Source organism: Rathayibacter sp. AY1F6, assembly GCF_002932035.1.
In the GTDB taxonomy this organism is placed as follows: Bacteria; Actinomycetota; Actinomycetes; order Actinomycetales; family Microbacteriaceae; genus Rathayibacter.
Genome location: NZ_PSVD01000029.1, coordinates 1 through 18,581, shown reverse-complemented (window position 1 = coordinate 18,581; position 18,581 = coordinate 1). Strand labels below are relative to the sequence as shown.

Below are 18,581 nucleotides of genomic sequence, written 5' to 3'. Positions count from 1 at the left end.
CCCCTCCGGAGCGTCGCGAGCGGATCTGTGGAGGAATCCGCCGGAGCGGGTCTAGCCGATCGCGTCGAGCCAGACCTTGCGGGCGTCGAGCGCCTCCTGAGCCTGGGCGATCGCGTCGCGGTCGCCGCGCGCCTTCGCCTCGTCGAGCTCGTCCTGGAGCTTCTGGATCGCGGCGGTCAGCTGCGAGGCGAGACCCTCGGAGCGGGCCTTGCGCTCCGGGTTGCTGCGGTTCCAGTGCTCCTCGTCGAGCTTGCGGACGTGCGCCTCGACCTTGCGGAGGCGGTCCTCGACGGTGCGCACCTGCTCGCGCGGCACGCGGCCGACGGCGTCCCAGCGCTCCTGGATCGAGAGCAGCACCCGCTTGGCCTTCTCGCGGTCCTGCTCCTGCAGGAGCGGCTCCGCCTCCTCGAGGAGGGCGAGCTTGAGGTCGAGGTTCTCGGTGTACTCGACGCTCTCCTGCGCGACGATCTCGGCCTTGGCGCCGTAGATCGCGTCGCCGGCGGCCTTGAAGCGCGCCCAGAGCGCGTCGTCGAACCGCTTGCCTGCGCGGCCGGCGACCCGCCAGCGCTCCAGGAGCGCGCGGTAGTCCGGGATGGCATCGGCGCCCTGCGGCACCAGCGCCTCGGCCTGGTCGATGAGCGCCTGCTTGGCCTGCTTGGCCTCGCGGTGCGCGGAGTCGAGGTCGGCGAAGAACGCCTTGCGGTTCTGCTCGATCGTGGTGCGCGCTCCGCGGAACCGGCGCCACAGCTCGTTCGCGTCGTTCTTGGGAAGGCGCGGGCCCTGCTGCTGGTGGTTCTGCCAGCGGGCGAAGAGGTCGTCGATCGCGGCGCTGGCCTGCTTCCACTGCGTCTTCGCCGGGTCGACCGCCGCCAGGGCCTCGGCCTCGGCGACGATGGCCTCGCGGTAGGCGAGGGCCTCGGACAGCGCGGCCTTCGACTCGGCCGCCTGCTGCTCGGTCAGATCCTCGACGGAGCCGCTCAGCGCGTCGACCCGGGTCTGCAGCGACTCGAGGTCGCCGACCGCGTTCGCCTGCGCGATGGCAGCGGACAGCGACTGCACCGTGCGGGCGACGTCTCCGGCGGGCGCGCCCCGCTTGGCGCGCTGCTCGAGCAGGGAGACCTGCCCGGCGAGCTCCGTGTACTTGCGCTCGTAGTAGGCGAGCGCCTCCTCGGGAGTCGCATCGGGGTACTGGCCGACCTCTCGCTCCCCGTCGCCGACGCGGACGTAGACCGTCCCGTCGTCGCCGACCCGTCCCCACGGCTGCTGGTCACTCATCGCTCGGAGCCTCACCTTGCTGTTCGATGTCGTGCTTCTCGGTGCCCGTCGCGTCGTCGGCCGGTGGGGCTCGACGGCCGGAGGGCCGAAGACCGCGCTCGGCCGCGAACGGGCAGTGACGACAAGCCTATTGCACTCCCCGCGCGGGCGGACCGTGACGACGCCGCGGGTGCGGCTACTCGACGGAGACGGAGGTGATGGTCACGGGCTCGGCGGGGGCGCCGTCACCCGATCCGTCGGCCGTGCCCTTCGACACGACGTCGCTGACGAGGGCGTCGAGTCCCGAGGTGACCTGCCCGAGCACGGTGTACCCGCCGGCCGCGTCGGCGGGCAGGGTCGTGTCCTGGTAGACGACGAAGAACTGGCTGCCCTGGCTGTAGCCGTTGCCGCCCTGGCGGGCCATCGCGATGGTCCCGGCCGGGTAGACGCCGTCCTCGGGCGCGTTCTCGACGGGACCGTAGCTGTAGCCCGGTCCGCCGGTGCCGTCGCCTTCCGGGTCGCCGCACTGGAGGACGTAGAGGCCCTCCGTGGTGAGGCGGTGGCAGGAGACGCCGTCGTAGAAGCCGGACCGCGTCAGCGAGATGAAGGAGGACACCGCCTGCGGGGCGGCGGCGCCGGCGAGCGTGATGCCCAGCGGGTCCTCCCCGATCGTGAGCGTGCCCGTCCAGTCGCGGCCCTCGGCGATGTCGGAGGAGGGGACGTCGCCGGTGTTCGACCCCGTCGCCTCGGGCGTCGGGGTCGCGGAGGAGGAGGAGGTCGGCTCGGCGACCGGGGTGCCGGGGCCGCCGGAGAAGTAGAGGATCTGGGCGACGACAGCGAGCCCGATCACGACGACGGCGGCGATCGCCGCGATCACGTTGTCGCGCACGCGCCGCTTCTGCCTCGAGCGGTGGAGGCTCTGACGGGCCTGGTAGGCCCGGAGCCGGGTGCGCGCCTCGCGGTCGTTCGACTTGCCCTGGGCCACGTGTTCCTCCGACGTCCTCGTCCGCGCGGCTTCGGCGCGGCGGCCCGCGCACGCAGGCCGCGTCGAGCCTACGAGAACCGCCGGAGGCGCGACAAACGCCGCTCCGTCGCGCCGGGCAGTCGGGCCGGGGCTCTGTCGGAGGCCGTCGTTACGCTGGGGGCATGACCATGCAGCAGGCCGGACTCCGCTCCGGGGCGACTCCGCTCGCCGTGCGGATGCGGCCGCGCAGCCTCGAGGAGGTCGCCGGCCAGCGCCACCTCCTGACGCCCGGCTCGCCCCTGGTCGCCCTCGCCGCCGACACGACGGGGGAGCGGGGAGCGGTGTCCGTGATCCTCTGGGGCCCTCCCGGCACGGGCAAGACCACGCTCGCGCAGGCGGTGGCCCACTCCAGCGGCCGCCGCTTCGTCGAGCTCTCCGCCGTCACGGCGGGCGTGAAGGACGTGCGGCAGGTGATGGAGGAGGCACTCTCCACCCGCGACCTCTACGGCACGTCCACCGTGCTCTTCCTCGACGAGATCCACCGCTTCACCAAGGCGCAGCAGGACGCACTGCTGCCCGGGGTCGAGAACGGGTGGGTCATCCTCATCGCGGCCACGACCGAGAACCCCTCGTTCTCGGTGATCGCGCCGCTGCTCTCGCGCTCGCTCCTGCTGACCCTCGAGCCGCTCAGCGACGACGACCTGGGCGTCCTGGTCGACCGCGCCCTGCACGACGAGCGGGGTCTGCGCGACTCGGTGACGCTGGAGGAGGAGGCCCGGGCGAGCATCGTGCGGCTCGCCTCCGGAGACGCCCGGCGGGCGCTGACCGCGCTCGAGGCCGCCGCCACCTCCGCCCGCTCGGAGGCCCGCGAGGCCGACCGGGTCGCCCGCGCCGCCGCCGCGGAGGACCCGGACGAGGAGGACGAGGACGACGAGGGCGCTCCCGTCGAGGCCGCCGCCGAGGAGCCCGCGCTCCCCGCGATCACGACCGAGATCGTCGCGCGCGCCGTCGACCGCGCCCTGCTGCGCTACGACCGCAACGGCGACGAGCACTACGACGTCATCAGCGCCTTCATCAAGTCCATCCGGGGCTCGGACGTCGACGCGGCGCTGCACTACCTGGCCCGGATGATCGAGGCGGGGGAGGATCCGCGGTTCATCGCCCGCCGCATCATCGTCTCCGCGTCCGAGGACATCGGCATGGCCGACCCGCAGGCGCTCGTCGTCGCGATCGCCGCGGCCGACGCCGTGCAGTTCATCGGCATGCCGGAGGGGCGCATCCCGCTCGCCCAGGCGGTCGTGCACCTGGCGACCGCCCCGAAGTCGAACGCGTCCTACTCCGCCATCGACGCGGCCATCGCGGACGTGCGCGCGGGCCGCGCGGGTCGGGTGCCCGCGCACCTGCGCGACGCGCACTACCCCGGCGCCAAGAAGCTCGGCCACGGGAAGGGCTACCGGTACCCGCACGACGCCGACCTCGGCGTCCTCGAGCAGCAGTACCTCCCGGACCCGCTCCAGGGCGCGCGGTACTACCGGCCCACCGAGCACGGCAACGAGCGCGACGTCTCCGCACGACTGGCGAAGCTCCTGCGCATCATCCGCGGCGACCGGGGCTGACCGCGCCGACCGCGAACTCGCGCGACCCACACGGGAGGCCGTGGCCTGATAGTCTTGCGAGGTTGCCCACCGCTCTGTAGCCGAGCGGAGCAGCGCATCCCTCTGAATCGCGCAGCCCGCCACTGCGGTCACCCTTCCCCCGCACCCGCGGAGGACACGACCGCGGCGTCCGCCCTCCTCCCGGAGCCGGCGGTCGAGAGCTGCGACCGAACCTCTCAGACCTTGGAAGGACCACTGTGTCGACCACGTCCCGTACCCGCTCGAAGACGCGCCTCTCGCGCGCCCTCGGCATCCCCCTGACCCCGAAGGCCGCCCGCTACCTCGAGAAGCGTCCCTACGCTCCCGGCGAGCACGGCCGCTCGAAGCGCAAGGCCGACTCCGACTACGCGGTCCGCCTGCGTGAGAAGCAGCGTCTGCGCGCCCAGTACGGCATCCGCGAGAAGCAGCTCCGCATCGCCTTCCAGGAGGCGCGCCGCACCCAGGGCCTGACCGGTGAGAACCTGGTCGAGCTCCTCGAGATGCGCCTCGACGCCCTCGTCCTGCGCTCGGGCTTCGCCCGCACCACCGCGCAGGCCCGCCAGTTCGTCACCCACCGCCACATCATGGTGGACGGCAAGACGGTCGACCGCCCCTCCTTCCGCGTGAAGCCGGGCCAGGTCATCCACGTCAAGACCCGCTCCGAGGGCACCGAGCCCTTCCAGGTCGCCGCCGCCGGTGGACACGTCGACGTCCTCCCCAAGACCCCGGGCTACCTCGAGGTCGAGATCGACAAGCTGCAGGCGACGCTCCTGCGCCGCCCGAAGCGCGCCGAGGTCCCCGTGACCTGCGAAGTGCAGCTCGTCGTCGAGTACTACGCGGCCCGCTGAGTCCAGCCCCGCAGAGAAAGGCCCCGGTGTCCGCACCGGGGCCTTTCCCGTTCCCGGGGTCCCGATCCGGAGTGCCCGCCGCGCTCCGAGAGACCCGCGCTGCGTCCGATCCGGCCGTCGCGCCCGAGCCGAGCGCCGGTCCCCGGGTCCGCCCCTGTCGCGGCCCGTCGGTAGGCTGGAGTGCCGCGCTGGGCGGCATCGAACGGAGGTCACCGTGACCGGTGGAGACATCGCAGGGCTCATCGCCGCGGGGGTGTTCGCGATCCTGGTGGCGATCACCGCCGTCCCGCTCTGGAAGCTCGGGCGCGTCTTCGACAGCACGAGCGAGGCCATCAAGCAGGCCAGCGACGGCCTGACGCCGATCCTCGACGAGTCGGCCTCCACCCTCCGCGAGGCCAACCACCAGCTCGCGCGGGTGGACACGATCACCAAGGACGTCGCCGAGGTCACCGGCAACGTCAACGCGCTCGTCGCCCTCACAGCCGCGACCGTCGGCGGTCCGCTCATCAAGCTCGCCGGCTTCACCGCCGGAGTCCGCGCCGTGCTCGTCGCCGGACGCACGGCCGACAAGGCCGGAGCCGCGGTCGGCCGCTCCGCCGCGAAGCGCACGAAGAGGCCGCGCTCGAAGTAGCGCCGCGCCCGCGCCCTAGAATCGAACGGGTCGTCGCGCCGTCGCGCCCGCCCCGCCGCTGTGGAAGGACACCCCGTGAAGAACATCCTCCTGATCGTCATCGGGATCGGCCTCGGATTCGCGGTCGCCCACCAGGTCTCGCGCACCGAGGCGGGCGCCCGGCTCTTCGCCGACATCAACCGCACCGCGAAGGAGCTCGGCGAGGCCGTCTCCGAGGGCTACCACCAGCGCGAGGCCGAACTGAAGGCCGCCATCGGCGAGGGCTGACGCCCCGCCGCCCGACATCCGCGTCGTCACCGACCGAACCGTAACGGAACCCATGCAGACCGCAGACATCCGCAACCGCTGGCTCGACTTCTTCGGGAGCCGCGGCCACACCGTGGTCCCCTCCGCCTCCCTCGTGAGCGAGGACCCGAGCCTCCTCTTCACCGTCGCCGGCATGGTGCCGTTCGTGCCCTACCTCACCGGAGTGGTCCCCGCGCCCTACCCGCGTGCCACCAGCGTGCAGAAGTGCATCCGCACCAACGACATCGAGGAGGTCGGCAAGACGCCTCGTCACGGCACCTTCTTCCAGATGAACGGCAACTTCTCCTTCGGCGACTACTTCAAGGAGGGGGCGATCGGCTACGCCTGGGAGCTGCTCACCCGCGCCGAGAGCGACGGGGGACTGGGCTTCGACGAGAAGGACCTCTGGGTCACCGTCTATAAGGACGACGACGAGGCGATCGCGCTCTGGAAGACGATCGCGGGACTGCCGGACGAGCGCATCCAGCGCCTGGACAAGGACACCAACTACTGGTCGACCGGCCAGCCCGGCCCCGCGGGCCCCTGCTCCGAGATCTTCTTCGACCGTGGACCCGCCTACGGGATCGACGGCGGCCCGGCGACGGACGACGACCGCTACGTCGAGATCTGGAACCTCGTCTTCATGCAGTACCTCCGCGGCGAGGGCACGAGCAAGGTCGACTTCGACATCCTCGGCGAGCTGCCGCGCAAGAACATCGACACCGGCATGGGCCTCGAGCGCGTCGCCTTCCTCAAGCAGGGCGTCGAGAACATGTACGAGATCGACCAGGTCCGTCCGGTCCTCGATCGCGCCGCCGAGCTCTCGGGCCGCCGCTACGGAGCCGTCCACGAGGACGACGTCCGCATGCGCGTCATCGCCGACCACGTGCGCTCCTCGCTGATGCTGCTGTCGGACGGCGTGACGCCGTCCAACGAGGGGCGCGGCTACATCCTCCGCCGCCTGATGCGCCGCACGGTGCGCGCCATGCGCCTGCTCGGAGTGGACACCGCGACGTTCCCCGAGCTCTTCGCCGCCTCGCGCGACGCGATGGCGTCGGCCTACCCCGAGGTGTCCACGGAGTTCGAGCGCCTCTCGACCAGCGCCTACGGCGAGGAGGAGGCGTTCCTGCGCACCCTCGCGGCCGGCACCGAGATCCTCGACCTCGCGGTCCTGAAGACGAAGAAGGCCGAGTCGCCGACGCTGCCGGGCGACACCGCGTTCCTCCTGCACGACACCTTCGGGTTCCCGATCGACCTCACCCTCGAGATCGCCGAGGAGTCGGGTCTGACGGTCGACCGCGAGGCGTTCGATTCCCTCATGACCGCGCAGCGCACGCGTGCGAAGGCCGACGCGAAGTCGAAGAAGTCGGCGCTGGCCGATCTCTCGGTCTACGCCGACTTCCGCGCCCACGGCGAGACGCTGTTCACCGGCTACGACGTGCTCGACACCGAGACGCGCATCCTCGGCCTCATCGTCGGCGGGCACTCCGTCACGAAGGCGGTCGCGGGCGACATCGCCGAGGTGATCCTCGAGGCGACCAGCCTCTACGCGGAGTCGGGCGGCCAGGAGGCCGACGCCGGCCGCATCGTCGGCTCCGGCTTCGATCTCGAGGTCCTCGACGTGCAGAAGCCCGTCAAGGGGCTCATCAGCCACAAGGTCCAGGTCGCCAGCGGCGAGGTCGGAGTGGGCGACGCCGCCACCTCCGTCGTCGACCGCGACTGGCGCCGGGGCGCCACGCAGGCGCACTCGGGCACGCACCTCATCCACGCCGCGCTGCGCCAGGTGCTCGGTCCGCAGGCGCACCAGTCCGGCTCCTACAACAAGGCGGGCTACCTGCGCCTGGACTTCTCGTGGAACCAGGCCCTCTCGCTCGAGACCCGCAGCGAGATCGAGGAGATCGCCAACACGGCGATCCGTGACAACCTCGAGGTCGTCACGCGCGAGCTCCCGATCGACGAGGCGAAGGCGCTCGGCGCGATGGCCCTCTTCGGCGAGAAGTACGGCGACGTCGTCCGCGTGGTCGACATCGGCGGGCCCTGGTCGCGCGAGCTCTGCGCGGGCACCCACGTCGGGCGGTCGTCCGAGGTCGGCGTGATCAGCCTGGTCAGCGAGTCCTCGGTCGGATCGACCAACCGCCGCGTCGAGTCGCTCGTGGGCCGCGAGGCCTTCCAGGAGCTCGCCGCCGAGCGCGCCCTCGTCAGCACGATCTCGTCCTCGCTGAAGACCCCGCGCGAGCAGCTCCCCGAGCGGATCGGCGAGCTCGTCGCGAGCCTCAAGGCCGCTGAGAAGCGGATCGCCGCGTTCGAGGCCAAGGCCCTCGCCGACCGGGTGCCCGCCCTCGCCGCGACCCGCCGCACCGTGGGCGGCACGACCGTCGTCGCCGAGAGCATCGGCTCCGCCGGATCGACCGACGAGCTGCGCTCCCTCGTGACCTCCGTCCGCGAGCGGCTCGGCCAGGAGCCGGCCGTCGTCGCGCTCGCCGCCGACGTCTCGGGCAAGCCCGCGGTGATCGTCGCCACCAACCAGGCCGCCCGCGACCAGGGCCGCCGCGCGGGTGCGCTCGCCAGGCGCGCCGCCGGGATCCTCGGTGGCGGCGGAGGCGGCAAGGACGACCTCGCCCAGGGCGGCGGCTCCGACGTCTCCGCCATCGGCGCGGCGCTCGAGGCCGTGGTGCAGGAAGCGACCAGCTGAATGAGCCGGTTCGGCGTCCGGCTCGGCATCGATGTGGGCCGTGCCCGCATCGGGGTCGCCCGCTGCGACGCCGACGGCCTGCTCGCGGTGCCCGTCGAGACGGTCGCGCGGGCGGGCACTGACGGCGGATCCTCGGACGTCTCCCGGATCGCTCACCTCGCCGCCGAGTACGATGCCCAGGCGATCATCGTCGGACTGCCGTTGTCGCTGTCGGGGGCCGAGACGGCCTCGACGGAGGACGCGCGCGGATTCGCTCGACTGCTCGGCGAGGCGGTGCCCACCGCTCCGGTGCGGCTCGTCGACGAGCGGCTGTCGACGGTCACCGCTCAGAGCGCCCTGCACCGCTCCGGACGCACCACCCGCGGCTCCCGAGCCGTGATCGACCAGGTCGCCGCCGTGGTGATCCTGCAGCACGCCATCGATTCCGAGCGCTCGGCCGGCACCCCGGCCGGAGTCCTGCTCGAACCGAACGAAGGACCTCCCCGTGACCGACGTCCCCCCGAGCCGCCGCGACGCCCGCGCCGCCGAGCAGGCGCAGCCGACTCCGCCCGACCCGACTCCGGAGCAGCAGCCCGCGCCGACTGAGGCGCACGATCCGCTGGGCCGCCTCTTCACCGGGCCCGACGTGCCCGAGCCCCGCGGCCGCGACGACGCGGCCGCGTTCGACCCGGACGCGCGCCCGAAGCGTCGCCGCGCGGCTCGCGCGACGGGCGGCGCGAGGAAGCGCCGCAGCCACCGCGGGCTCATCGGCGGGCTTCTGGCCTTCGGCGTCTTCGCCGCGCTCGTCGCCATCGCAGTCACGATCTTCCTCGAGCCCGTGCGCGGCCTGTTCGCCGAGCCCGAGCCGACCGACTTCACCGGCACCGGCTCGAGCGAGGTGCTGTTCACGATCCACCAGGGCGACGGCGGCAGCGACATCGCCAACAACCTCGTCTCGGACGGGGTCATCAAGTCGTACGACCCCTTCTACGACCTGCTCCTCGCCCAGAGCCCGGAGCCCGTCTTCCAGCCCGGCGCGTACTCGCTCAAGGCCGAGATGAGCGCCAAGGCCGCACTGTCGGCGCTGCTCGACTCCGAGTCGACGCGCCTCGCGAACACCTTCGTCATCCCCGAGGGGACGGCGCTCAAGGAGGCGCTGCCGCTCATCGCGGACGGCACCGGGGTCGCGCTGACGGACCTCGAGGCGGCCGCCGCCGACTGGGGCTCGTTCGGGCTCCCGGCCGGGGCGACGAGCCTCGAGGGGTTCCTGTTCCCCGCGACCTACGACATCGACCCGTCGACGCCGGCGCACGACATCCTGAAGACCCTGGTCGACCGGATGTACCAGTCGCTCGACCAGGCCGGCGTGCCGGCGGACGACCGCTACCGCGTCGTGGTGTTCGCGTCCCTCGTGCAGCGCGAGGCCCGCGTCGCCGAGGACTTCCCCAAGGTCGCGCGCGTGTTCCAGAACCGCCTCGACCAGGGGTGGCGCCTGCAGTCGGACGCGACCGTGGCGTACGGCACCGGCGCGACCGACCGCGTCTCGACCACGGACGCCGAGCGGAACGACGCCGGCAACGTCTACAACACCTACCAGCGCGACGGCCTGCCGCCCGCGCCGATCTCGAACCCGGGCGACGTGGCGATCGACGCGGTCATGCACCCCGCGGACGGCACCTGGATGTACTTCGTCACGGTGAACCTCGAGACGGGCGAGACGGTCTACTCCACCACCGACGCCGAGCACAACGCGGCCGTCGACCAGTGGCAGGCCTGGATGCGGGACCACCCGGAGTACCAGTGACGGCCGCCGGGTACCGCCTCGCGGTCCTCGGCGCGCCGATCGCGCACTCGAAGTCGCCCGCGCTGCACGCGGCCGCCTACCGGGTGCTCGGACTCGACTGGAGCTACCGCGCCGTCGAGACGACGGAGGCGACCCTCTCCGAGGTCGTGTCCGGTGAGCCCTGGCACGGACTGTCGCTGACCATGCCGCTCAAGCACGCGGTGCGACCGCTGCTGGCGGAGGAGGACGCGGTCGCCCGGGTCACCGGCGCGGTCAACACCGTGCTGGTCGACCGCTCCGGCCCGGCACCCCGCCTCCGCGGGTTCAACACCGACGTCGCGGGCATCGTGCGCGCCCTCGCCGAGGCGGGCGTCGTCTCGGCGGAGCGCGTCCAGGTGCTCGGCGGGGGAGCGACCGCCGCCTCCGCCCTGGCCGCCGCCGCCGAGCTCGGCGCGGCGCGGGTCGACCTCGTCCTGCGGACGGCGTCGAGGGCCGTCGAGCTCGCTCCGCTCGCGGAGTCGCTCGGCGTCCCGCTCTCGGTCCGCTCCTTCGCCGACTGGTCCACCGGAGCGCCACTGGTGATCTCGACGCTCCCCGGCGGGGCGGCGGACGGCCTCGACGTGCCCGACGCGGCGGTCGCGGGCTCGACCCTGTTCGACGTGGCGTACTCCCCGTGGCCGAGCGCGCTCGCCCGGCGCTGGGAGCAGGGCGGCTCCCCGGTCGTCTCCGGGCTCGGGATGCTGCTCCACCAGGCACTCGTGCAGGTGCGGATCTTCGTCGGCGGCGACCCGGTCCTGCCTCTCGATCGCGAGGACGAGGTGCTCGCGGCGATGCGCCGAGCCGTCTCGGCGGGTCCGGCGCACTGACCTCGTGTGCCAGAATCGGAGGATGCTCCGTTGGCTCACGGCCGGGGAATCCCACGGTCCCGAACTCGTCGCCGTCCTCGAAGGACTGCCGGCGGGCGTCCCCGTCTCCCTCGACGACATCCGCGCCGATCTGGCGCGCCGGAAGCTCGGCTACGGCCGCGGAGCCCGGATGAACTTCGAGCAGGACGAGCTGACGATCTCCTCCGGCGTCCGGCACGGAGCGACGATGGGCAGCCCCATCGCCCTGCGCATCGGCAACACGGAGTGGCCGCGCTGGGTCGACGTCATGTCGGCGGAGCCCCGTGACCCCGAGAGCCTGCCCAAGGGCCGCGGCGCCGCGCTCACACGGCCCCGCCCGGGCCACGCCGACCTCGTCGGGATGCAGAAGTACGGCTTCCCCGAGTCCCGTAACGTGCTCGAGCGCGCCTCCGCCCGCGAGACCGCGGCCCGCGTCGCCCTCGGCGCCGTCGCCCGCCGCTTCCTCGGCGAGCTCGGCGTCTCGCTCGTCAGCCACACCCTCGCCATCGGGCCGGTCCGCGTGCCCGAGGGCTCGCCGCTGCCCGGCCCGGCCGACGTCGCCGCCCTGGACGCGGATCCGCTGCGCTGCCACGACGCCGCGACCAGCGCCCTCATGGTCGCCGAGGTGGACCGCGCCCACGACGACGGCGACACTCTCGGCGGCGTGGTCGAGGTCCTCGCGTACGGTCTCCCGCCCGGACTCGGGTCCTACGTGCACTGGGACCGTCGTCTCGACTCCCAGCTCGCGGCGGCCCTGATGGGGATCCAGGCGATCAAGGGCGTCGAGGTCGGCGACGGCTTCCTCACCACCACCCGCCGCGGCTCGGAGGCGCACGACGAGCTCTTCCAGTCCGCCGCCGGCATCTCCCGGTCCAGCGACCGGGCCGGCGGCACCGAGGGCGGGATGAGCACGGGGACCGTGCTGCGGGTCCGCGCCGGCATGAAGCCGATCGCGACCGTGCCGCACGCGCTGCGCACCGTCGACGTCGCCACCGGCGAGGCAGCCGGCGCTCACCACCAGCGCTCCGACGTCTGCGCGGTGCCGGCGTCCGGTGTCGTCGCGGAGGCGATGGTCGCCCTGGTGCTCGCGAACGCCGTGCTCGAGAAGTTCGGCGGCGACAGCGTCACCGAGACCCGCCGCAACCTGCAGGGCTACCTCGCCGCCATCCCCGACGAGCTCCGCACGGCCGCCGCGAGCGACCCGGGTCTCGGGCTCGCCTGATGGCCGCGTCCTCGGCGGCCCGCTGATGGCGGGTCACGATATCGGCGCGGCCCGCGCCCGCCTCGTCCTGATCGGCCCGATGGGCGCCGGCAAGACGACGATCGGCAAGCGGGTCGCGAAGGCGCTGAGCGCCGGGTTCGTCGACTCCGACGCGGAGTTCGTGCGCACCCACGGCCCGATCGCCCCCTACTTCGACGCCCACGGCGAGCCGGCCTTCCGCCGGGAGGAGCGCCGTGTCGTCGAGCGCGCCGTCCGTCGCGACGTGGTGCTGAGCCTCGGCGGGGGAGCGGTGCTCGATCCCGCGACGCGCGCCGACCTCGCGGACGTGCCCGTCGTGCTCCTCACCACCACGGCCGAGGCCGTCCGCGACCGGCTCGGCTCCGGCTCCCGCCCGCTGGTGCGCGGCGGGGTCGGCGACTGGGTCCGCATCTTCGACGAGCGGCGCCCGGTCTACGAGTCCCTCGCGGACACCGTGGTCGACACCTCCCGGCGGCCGATCACCCTGATCGCCGCCGAGATCGCGGAGTGGGTGCGCGCGCAGCGCCCCTCCGCCACCCCTGCACCATCGGACCCGGCGGCCACGAGCCGCCCGAGCGGAAGACAGTCATGAACGACGGCACCACCGCCATCCCCGTCGCCGGAGAGAACGGCTACGACATCCACGTCGGGCGCGGACTCCTCGACGGCCTCGCCGACGCGATCGGCCCCCGGGCCGCGAAGGTGCTCATCGTGCACCCGCCGACCCTCGCGGTCCTCGCCGCCGAGATCCGCGAGAGCCTGCTCGAGCGCTACGAGGTGCTGCTCGCCGAGGTGCCGGACGCCGAGGCCGCGAAGCGCGTGGAGGTGGCGGCCTTCTGCTGGCAGGTGATGGGGCAGTCGGACTTCACCCGCACGGATGTGGTCGTCGGCTTCGGCGGCGGCGCGATCACCGACCTGGCCGGCTTCGTCGCCGCCACCTGGCTCCGCGGGGTCGACCTGGTGCAGGTGCCGACCACCGTGCTCGGGATGGTCGACGCGGCCGTCGGCGGGAAGACCGGCATCAACACGGCCGAGGGCAAGAACCTCGTCGGCGCCTTCCACGCGCCGCGGGCGGTCGTCGCCGACCTCGACGTGCTGACCAGCCTCCCGCGCAACGAGATCCTCGCCGGCTTCGGCGAGATCGTGAAGTACGGGATGATCGCCGAGCCGCGCATCCTCGACATCATCGAGTCCGACATCGACCTGGCCACCGACCCGACGTCGGAGGAGTTCCGCAGCCTGGTCGAGCTGTCGATCGGGATCAAGGCGCGGGTCGTCGGCGAGGACTTCACCGAGAAGGGCCTGCGCGAGATCCTGAACTACGGGCACACCCTCGGGCACGCGGTCGAGCACGCCGAGCGCTACCAGTGGCGCCACGGCGCGGCCGTCTCCGTCGGGATGATGTTCGCGGCCGAGCTCTCGCGCCTGACCGGATCGCTCAGCGACGCGGTGGTGGACCGCCAGCGCCGGGTCCTCGAATCGCTGACCCTGCCGACGAGCTACCCGCTCGGACGATGGGAGACGCTCCTCGCCGCGATGCAGCGCGACAAGAAGACCCGCGCGGGGATGCTCCGCTTCGTGGTCCTCGACGACATCGCCCGCCCGAGCATCCTGCAGGGGCCGGAGACGTCGCTGCTGTTCGCGGCGTACCAGGAGATCGGATCGTAGGTCCGACTCGGCTGAGCCCGGGCGGCGCCGTTGGGGCGATTCGCATGCGGCGTCCAGACTCCTCTGCCGACGGGGCCGCGTCGACTACACTCGACGGGTCAGCCGGACCGGCCGATATCGCCGCGCCCGCGTACCGGGCTCGCCGGCGCAGACTTCCACCGAAACGGATCCCCCTTCGCATGGCCTCTACCACCGACATCAAGAACGGCACCGTCCTCAGCATCGACGGCCAGCTCTGGAACGTCATCGACTTCCAGCACGTCAAGCCGGGCAAGGGCGGCGCCTTCGTCCGCACCAAGATGAAGAACGTCCTCACGGGCAAGGTCGTCGACAAGACCTTCAACGCGGGCGCCAAGATCGACACGGCCAACGTCGACCGCCGCGACTTCCAGTACCTCTACCGCGACGGCGCGGACTTCGTGTTCATGGACACCAGCGACTACGACCAGATCACCGTCCCCGAGGCGGTCGTCGGCGACGCGGCGAACTTCATGCTCGAGAACCAGAACGTGACCCTCGCCCTGCACGATGGCGACCCGCTCTACATCGACCTCCCCGCCTCGGTCGTCCTCGAGATCACCTACACGGAGCCGGGCCTCCAGGGCGACCGCTCGACCGGCGGCACCAAGCCCGCGACGGTCGAGACCGGCTACCAGATCCAGGTCCCGCTCTTCCTCGAGCAGGGCACGAAGGTCAAGGTCGACACCCGCACGGGCGACTACCTCGGCCGCGTCAGCTGAGCCGGGCCTCCCGTGAGTGCTCGTACGAAGGCGCGCAAGCGCGCCCTCGACATCCTCTACAACGCCGACGTCCGGCAGATCAGCTTCGCCCAGTCGCTGCGCGCCGAGGCCGAGCGGGCGGCGAACGAGCCGGCCCGTGAGGCCTCGTGGCTCTACGCCCGCGAGATCGTCGACGGGGTCATCGACCACGCCGACGAGATCGACGAGCTGATCGCCCGGCTCGCCCAGGGCTGGACACTCTCGCGCATGCCGCTGGTCGACCGCGCGATCCTCCGGATCGGGGTGTGGGAGATCCTGCACAACGACGCGGTGCCCGACGGCGTCGCCATCTCGGAGGCCGTCGAGGCCGCCACGTCGCTGTCGACCGACGACTCGGCGGGCTTCATCAACGGGCTCCTCGCCTCCGTCGCGGAGTCCCGCACGACGGCCTGACCCGCCCCGGAGACCTGCTCGGCCCGCCGGATCCCCGTGATCGGGCGGGCCGAGGTCGTTCCCGGGCTGCCCGTCCGGCGGGCCGCGCGACGGCCCCTATACTCGTCACGGCTTTTCCTTTAACAGCCGTCCTGTGAGGCGGGGAAGGAGGTCGGTGTGACGGCACGAATCGTGCTCAACGGCGCTGACATCACGCGAGCGCTCACGCGCATCGCCCACGAGATCCTCGAGTCGAACCGCGGCCCCGAGTCGCTGGTCGTCCTCGGCATCCCGACGCGCGGCGTCGCCCTCGCGAGGCGCATCGCCGAGACGATCGCGCGGATCGAGCCGGACGGGCCCCCCGTCTTCGCCGGCTCCCTCGACGTGACGATGTACCGCGACGACCTCTCCCGGCACCCGGTCCGCACCCCCGCGCGCACCGCCGTCCCCGCGAGCATCGACGGCCGGACCGTGGTCCTCGTCGACGACGTCCTCTTCTCGGGCCGCACCATCCGCGCCGCCCTGGACGCCCTCAGCGACATCGGCCGTCCGCGAGCCGTGCGGCTGGCCGCGCTGGTCGACCGCGGACACCGCGAGCTCCCGATCCGGGCGGACTTCGTCGGCAAGAACCTGCCGAGCAGCCTGAGCGAGCGGATCAACGTCCGGCTCGTCGAGACGGACGGTGAGGACCTGGTCGCGATCGAGTCGCAGGCCACCGGCGAGGAGACGGCTCCGTGAAGCACCTGCTCTCGACCCGGGACCTCGACCGCGCGAGCGCGATCGCACTCCTCGACATCGCCGAGGACATGGCGGACGTGCAGAACCGCGAGGTCAAGAAGCTGCCGACCCTGCGCGGGAAGACCGTGGTCAATCTCTTCTTCGAGGACTCCACCCGCACGCGGATCTCGTTCGAGGCGGCGGCGAAGCGGCTCTCGGCCGACGTCATCAACTTCAGCGCGAAGGGCTCCAGCGTCTCCAAGGGCGAGAGCCTGAAGGACACCGCGCAGACGCTCGCCGCGATGGGCGCCGACGGCGTGGTCATCCGCCACAGCGCCTCCGGAGCCCCCGCGGTTCTGGCGGCGAGCGGCTGGATCGACGCGTCGATCCTCAACGCCGGCGACGGGACCCACGAGCACCCGACCCAGGCGCTCCTGGATGCGTTCACCATCCGCCGGCGCCTGCACGGCGCCTCCGCGTCCCGCGGCAAGAGCCTCGACGGCGTCGCGGTCACGATCGTGGGCGACGTCCTGCACTCGCGGGTGGCGCGCTCGAACGTCTGGCTGCTGACGGCGCTGGGCGCCGAGGTGACGCTGGTCGCACCGCCGACCCTCGTGCCGGTCGACACGCGCGACTGGCCCGCGACCATCCGCTTCGATCTGGACGAGGCGATCGACACCGGGCTCCCCGACGTCGTGATGCTCCTGCGCATCCAGCTCGAGCGGATGTCGAGCGGGTTCTTCCCCAACGGCCGGGAGTACGCGCGGATCTGGGGCCTCGACGACGAGCGGCTCGCCCGGCTGGGTCCCGATACCATCGTCATGCACCCCGGACCCATGAACAGGGGCGTCGAGATCTCCTCGGCGGCCGCCGATTCGAGCCGCTCCACGGTGCTCGAACAGGTCACGAACGGAGTGTCCGTCCGGATGGCCGCGCTCTACCTGCTGCTGTCCGGCGAACGGGAGGTCCACTGATGAGCACTGCCCAGCCGCTTCAGAGCACGGCGCCGGAGCGGATCCTGATCTCGGGAGCGACGCTCGCCGACGAGTCGACCGCCGACCTGCTGATCGATGGGGGCGTGATCGTCGAGATCGGCGCCGACCTCGACTCGCGCGGGGCCCGCGTGATCGACGCCGACGGCCTGCTGGCGCTGCCCGGCCTGGTCGACCTGCACACGCACCTGCGCGAGCCGGGGTTCGAGCAGAGCGAGACGATCCTCACCGGCACGCGAGCTGCGGCCGCCGGAGGCTTCACCGCCGTCTTCGCGATGGCGAACACCTCGCCGGTGCAGGACACCGCGGGCGTGGTCGAGCAGGTGCAGAGCCTGGGCGAGGACGCCGGCTACGCGACGGTCCGCCCGATCGGCGCGGTGACCGTGGGTCTGGCGGGGGAGTCGCTCGCCGAGCTCGGCGCGATGGCCCGCAGCCGCGCGGCCGTGCGGGTCTTCTCGGACGACGGGAAGTGCGTCTCGGACGCGCTGCTGATGCGCCGCGCTCTCGAGTACGTCAAGGCGTTCGACGGAGTCGTCGCCCAGCACGCGCAGGAGCCGCGGCTCACCGTCGGCGCGCAGATGAACGAGGGCGCCGTCTCCAGCGCCCTCGGCCTGCAGGGCTGGCCCGCCGTGGCCGAGGAGGCGATCATCGCACGCGACGTGCTCCTCGCCGAGCACGTGGGCTCCCGCCTGCACGTCTGCCACGTCTCGACCGCGGGCTCGGTCGACGTCATCCGCTGGGCGAAGGCCCGGGGGATCGACGTGACCGCCGAGGTCACCCCCCACCACCTGCTCCTCACCGAGCAGGCCGTCGCCGGCCAGGACGGGCCGAGCTACGACGCCCGCTTCAAGGTGAACCCGCCGCTGCGCCGCGACGAGGACGTGCTCGCCCTCCGCGAGGCCCTCGCCGACGGCACCATCGACATCGTCGCCACCGACCACGCGCCGCACCCGGTCGAGGCGAAGGACTGCGAGTGGGACGCCGCGGCGTTCGGCATGGTCGGCCTCGAGAGCGCGCTGAGCGTGGTGCACGCCGCCGTCGTCGAGGACGGGCGGATGAGCTGGTCCGACGTCGCGCGCGTGCTCTCCTCCGCCCCCGCCCGCATCGGCCGGCTCGACGGCTACGACCGCGGCCTCGCCGTCGGGGCCGCCGCGAACGTCGTGCTCTACGACCCGGAGGCGCGACGCCGCTTCTCCGTCGAGGACCTGCGCGGCCGCAGCGGCAACTCCCCGTACCTCGGTCGCGAGCTGCCGGGCCGCGTCGTCGCCACCCTCCACCGGGGCTTCCCGACCGTGCTGGACGGCGAGCTCGTCGACGCGGCGGTCGTCGCCGCCTCCGCGAAGGCCTCCCGTGGATAGGGCCGCGATCACGATCGTCATCGCCGCGGTCGTCGTCCTCGTCTTCGTCGGCATGCTGCTCTCCTGGCGCGCGCGGCGCCGCCGCTCGGCCGCCCTCGCGCCGGAGCCCGTGCCCGCGTCCTCGCTGGGCGCCGAGGTCGAGCGCGTCGACCTCCCGTACGTGGCCACGACCCGCTTCGAGCAGCCGCTCGAGCGCGTCGTGCTGCCGGGGCTCGGCTTCCGCGGCAACGCTGTGCTGCGCCTCCACGAGCGCGGCGTCGTGATCGCCCCCGTCGGCGAGCGCGAGACGGTGATCCCGGCCTCCCTCCTGCGCGGAGCGGGCCAGGGCAGCTACGTGATCGACCGCGTCGTCGAGGAGGGCGGCCTGCTCGTGATCTCCTGGTCGCCCCGCGGCGACGAGACCGTCGACAGCTACCTCCGCGTGGCCGAGCCCGCCCTCCTCGACGACGCGGTCGATCACGTAGCTGCCCTGGCCCGCTCCGCGCAGGAGGGAGGCCGGGA

At 72.8% G+C, this 18,581-nt stretch carries 18 protein-coding genes and 1 pseudogene; 17 read left to right on the top strand and 2 right to left on the bottom strand.

The genetic code is table 11. The features are described from left to right. Positions 1 to 51: 51 nt before the first annotated feature. Positions 52 to 1,275, bottom strand: a complete 1,224-nt coding sequence (locus tag C5C44_RS15515) for a DUF349 domain-containing protein (protein ID WP_104224762.1) — start codon at positions 1,273 to 1,275, stop codon at positions 52 to 54. Positions 1,276 to 1,450: 175 nt separating this feature from the next. Next, positions 1,451 to 2,239 (bottom strand): peptidylprolyl isomerase, encoded by a 789-nt coding sequence (locus C5C44_RS15510; RefSeq protein WP_104336153.1) that lies wholly within the window; start codon positions 2,237 to 2,239, stop codon positions 1,451 to 1,453. A 161-nt stretch (positions 2,240 to 2,400) separates the two neighbouring features. Here C5C44_RS15510 and C5C44_RS15505 point away from each other — a divergent pair, with 161 nt between their 5' ends. From C5C44_RS15505 to C5C44_RS15425, 17 genes and pseudogenes are all read left to right on the top strand, one after another. Then, entirely contained in the window at positions 2,401 to 3,834 is a 1,434-nt protein-coding gene (locus tag C5C44_RS15505) for a replication-associated recombination protein A (RefSeq protein ID WP_104336152.1), read from the top strand. 236 nt (positions 3,835 to 4,070) lie between these two features. Next, a complete protein-coding gene (rpsD, locus tag C5C44_RS15500; RefSeq protein ID WP_068210518.1) occupies positions 4,071 to 4,700 on the top strand; it encodes a 30S ribosomal protein S4 in 630 nt (209 codons plus the stop codon). A gap of 214 nt (positions 4,701 to 4,914) precedes the next feature. Further along, positions 4,915 to 5,331 carry a DUF948 domain-containing protein gene (locus C5C44_RS15495; protein WP_104224759.1) on the top strand — a complete coding sequence of 139 codons (417 nt, stop codon included), beginning with the start codon at positions 4,915 to 4,917 and terminating at the stop codon, positions 5,329 to 5,331. 75 nt (positions 5,332 to 5,406) lie between these two features. After that, a complete protein-coding gene (locus tag C5C44_RS15490) occupies positions 5,407 to 5,598 on the top strand; it encodes a hypothetical protein (protein ID WP_104225329.1) in 192 nt (63 codons plus the stop codon). Positions 5,599 to 5,650: 52 nt separating this feature from the next. After that, positions 5,651 to 8,308, top strand: coding sequence for an alanine--tRNA ligase (gene alaS, locus C5C44_RS15485; protein ID WP_104336151.1), 2,658 nt, complete (start codon positions 5,651 to 5,653; stop codon positions 8,306 to 8,308). Next, a pseudogene (gene ruvX, locus C5C44_RS15480) lies at positions 8,309 to 8,782 on the top strand (Holliday junction resolvase RuvX); the annotation flags it as partial. 10 nt (positions 8,783 to 8,792) lie between these two features. Continuing rightward, positions 8,793 to 10,091, top strand: coding sequence for an endolytic transglycosylase MltG (gene mltG / locus C5C44_RS15475; protein WP_104336149.1), 1,299 nt, complete (start codon positions 8,793 to 8,795; stop codon positions 10,089 to 10,091). After that, positions 10,088 to 10,936: a shikimate dehydrogenase gene (locus C5C44_RS15470; protein WP_258059240.1), complete on the top strand. Its 849-nt coding sequence runs from the start codon at positions 10,088 to 10,090 to the stop codon at positions 10,934 to 10,936. Before mltG ends, C5C44_RS15470 begins: the two co-directional genes overlap by 4 nt. Before the next feature lie 22 nt (positions 10,937 to 10,958). Continuing rightward, positions 10,959 to 12,176: a chorismate synthase gene (aroC, locus tag C5C44_RS15465; protein ID WP_104246778.1), complete on the top strand. Its 1,218-nt coding sequence runs from the start codon at positions 10,959 to 10,961 to the stop codon at positions 12,174 to 12,176. 25 nt (positions 12,177 to 12,201) lie between these two features. Then, positions 12,202 to 12,786 (top strand): shikimate kinase, encoded by a 585-nt coding sequence (locus C5C44_RS15460; RefSeq protein ID WP_104246779.1) that lies wholly within the window; start codon positions 12,202 to 12,204, stop codon positions 12,784 to 12,786. After that, positions 12,783 to 13,862, top strand: a complete 1,080-nt coding sequence (gene aroB / locus C5C44_RS15455) for a 3-dehydroquinate synthase (RefSeq protein ID WP_104224752.1) — start codon at positions 12,783 to 12,785, stop codon at positions 13,860 to 13,862. The genes C5C44_RS15460 and aroB overlap by 4 nt, the downstream gene beginning before the upstream one ends. 179 nt (positions 13,863 to 14,041) lie before the next feature. Then, a complete protein-coding gene (gene efp / locus C5C44_RS15450; protein WP_068210208.1) occupies positions 14,042 to 14,602 on the top strand; it encodes an elongation factor P in 561 nt (186 codons plus the stop codon). Positions 14,603 to 14,614: 12 nt separating this feature from the next. Then, positions 14,615 to 15,034, top strand: coding sequence for a transcription antitermination factor NusB (gene nusB / locus C5C44_RS15445; protein ID WP_104224751.1), 420 nt, complete (start codon positions 14,615 to 14,617; stop codon positions 15,032 to 15,034). 156 nt (positions 15,035 to 15,190) lie between these two features. Then, positions 15,191 to 15,751 carry a bifunctional pyr operon transcriptional regulator/uracil phosphoribosyltransferase PyrR gene (gene pyrR, locus C5C44_RS15440; protein ID WP_104224750.1) on the top strand — a complete coding sequence of 187 codons (561 nt, stop codon included), beginning with the start codon at positions 15,191 to 15,193 and terminating at the stop codon, positions 15,749 to 15,751. Next, positions 15,748 to 16,704 (top strand): aspartate carbamoyltransferase catalytic subunit, encoded by a 957-nt coding sequence (locus tag C5C44_RS15435; RefSeq protein WP_104224749.1) that lies wholly within the window; start codon positions 15,748 to 15,750, stop codon positions 16,702 to 16,704. Before pyrR ends, C5C44_RS15435 begins: the two co-directional genes overlap by 4 nt. After that, entirely contained in the window at positions 16,704 to 18,080 is a 1,377-nt protein-coding gene (locus C5C44_RS15430) for a dihydroorotase (RefSeq protein WP_104224748.1), read from the top strand. Before C5C44_RS15435 ends, C5C44_RS15430 begins: the two co-directional genes overlap by 1 nt. Further along, positions 18,073 to 18,581, top strand: a 509-nt coding sequence (locus C5C44_RS15425; protein WP_104336148.1) for a hypothetical protein, incomplete at its 3' end; no start/stop codon positions are given. The genes C5C44_RS15430 and C5C44_RS15425, both read left to right, overlap by 8 nt.